The organism is Rhizobacter sp. P2_H2 (assembly GCF_056403375.1).
In genome coordinates this window covers 1-1,790 of record NZ_JBFUFP010001077.1, presented here as the reverse complement: position 1 = coordinate 1,790, position 1,790 = coordinate 1, and the positions used below count along the sequence as shown (strand labels likewise).

General features: G+C 69.6%; 4 protein-coding genes. All 4 read right to left on the bottom strand.

Annotated features, from left to right (window positions below):
* Positions 1–266, bottom strand: a 266-nt coding sequence (gene ccmI / locus AC1D15_RS30190; protein ID WP_477828925.1) for a c-type cytochrome biogenesis protein CcmI, incomplete at its 3' end; no start/stop codon positions are given.
* Position 267: 1 nt separating this feature from the next.
* Positions 268–732: a cytochrome c-type biogenesis protein gene (locus AC1D15_RS30185; RefSeq protein ID WP_477828924.1), complete on the bottom strand. Its 465-nt coding sequence runs from the start codon at positions 730–732 to the stop codon at positions 268–270.
* Positions 729–1,274: a DsbE family thiol:disulfide interchange protein gene (locus tag AC1D15_RS30180; RefSeq protein WP_477828923.1), complete on the bottom strand. Its 546-nt coding sequence runs from the start codon at positions 1,272–1,274 to the stop codon at positions 729–731. The genes AC1D15_RS30185 and AC1D15_RS30180 overlap by 4 nt, the downstream gene beginning before the upstream one ends.
* Positions 1,271–1,790: cytochrome c-type biogenesis CcmF C-terminal domain-containing protein (locus tag AC1D15_RS30175; RefSeq protein WP_477828922.1), on the bottom strand; the 520-nt coding region annotated here is incomplete at its 5' end. The genes AC1D15_RS30180 and AC1D15_RS30175, both read right to left, overlap by 4 nt.

The window sequence follows — 1,790 nt, the reverse complement described above, 5'->3', positions numbered from 1 at the left end:
GCCATCGCCGGCTCGGCCGCGCCGGCATCGGCCAGCAGCCGCTTCTGCAGCTCGCTGCGCGCCTGCTCGTGGTCGGTGGGCAGCAGCGTGCCGGCCGCGAGGTCGCGGTCGATCTCGGCCAGCTGGTCGCGGTAGACGGCGGTGTTGGCGTCGCGGGCGGTCAGGTCGTCCCGCCGGGCCGCCTGGGCGGCGCGGCGCCACGGTCGCAGCAGCACGAGCAGGGTGGCGGCGACGAGCAGGGCCGCCGCGATCAGGAAGGTTGCCATCTCAGGGGTTCTTGTCGTTGTTCAGGAGGGCCGCGGCACGCTGTTGCTCATCGGCGGTGAGCGCGACCGCATCGGGCGCAGTGCGGCGGCGGAGGAAGGTGACCAGTGCCACCAGCCCACCGCCGAGCAGCGCGAAGGGCCCCAGCCACAGCAGGTACGTGGTCGGCTTCATCGGCGGCCGGTAGCGCACGAAATCGCCATAGCGGGCGACCAGGTAGTCCATCACCTCCTGGTCGGTCTTGCCCTGGCGGATCAGCGTGCGGATCTCGCGGCGCAGGTCTTCCGCCAGGTCGGCGCGCGAGCCGGCCAGCGATTCGTTCTGGCACACCAGGCAGCGCAGCTCCTCGGCAATGCCGACCAGCCGCGCCTCGACGACCTGGTCCTGGGCCAGCGGCGGTGCGTCGGCGGCGCGTGCACTGCAGGTGAAGGCGAGGGCCAGCGCGGCCCCGATGACGAGCCACCTCATGCGCCCAACTCCTTGAGCATGGGAATGACTTTCGAACTCAGGACTTCGGGGGTCAGCGGGCCGATCTGCTTGAAGCGGATCGTGCCGGTCTTGTCGATCAGGTAGGTCTCGGGCACGCCGTAGACGCCGTAGTCGATGCCGACGCGGCCATCGGCATCCACCGCGGTCGCGAGATACGGGTTGCCGAACTCGGTCAGCCAGCGCYTGGCGTCGTCGCCCTTGTCCTTGTAGTTCAGGCCGACCACCGGCACCAGGTTCAGCTTCGCGAAGTTGACGAGCACCGGATGCTCCTGGCGGCACGGGCCGCACCAGGTGGCCCAGACGTTCAGCATCCACACCTTGCCACGCATCTCCTGCGGGCTGAACTTCGCCGCGTCTGTTGCGACACCCGCGGATGCATCGAGCCGCGGCAGCGCGAACATCGGCGCCGGCTTGCCGATCAGCGGCGACGGCACCTCGTGCGGATCGTGGTTGAGGCCGACCGCGAGGAACACGGCCAGCACCGCGAACAGCACCAGCGGGATCAGGAAGTACTTCTTCATGCCGCCGCTCCGGTGGCGCCTGACACCGGCAGGCCGACCCGCTGCTTCAGCTTCAATCGGTAGCGCTTGTCGCTGGCCGCGAGCCCGCCGCCGGCGGCCATCAGCAGGCAGCCGAGCCAGATCCACACGACGAAGGGCTTGTAGTACACCCGCACGCTCCAGGCTGCGGCCTTGCCGTCCGGGGTGGCTTCCAGCGGCTCGCCGAGCGAGACGTACAGGTCGCGCGTGAGGCCGCTGTCGATCGCGGTCTCGGTCATCGGCATCTGCGACGACAGGTAGTTGCGCTTCTCGGGGTTCAGCGTGCGCAGCACCTGGCCGTCGCGCGAGAGCTCGACGTCGCCGCGCTGCGCGATGTAGTTGGGGCCGCGCACTTCGTTGACGCCGAGCAGCTTGACCGTGTAGCCGCCGAGCGCGACGGTCTCGCCGACGGCCATGCGCACGTCCTTCTCGACCTCGTAGCCCTTCACCATCGTGACACCGACGACGAAGGTCGCGATGCCGATGTGGGCCAGGTGC

Bases quoted from the DNA above. Each gene is read 5' to 3' on its own strand.
- AC1D15_RS30185 (WP_477828924.1), bottom strand. From the start codon at position 732: ATGAGGTGGCTCGTCATCGGGGCCGCGCTGGCCCTCGCCTTCACCTGC.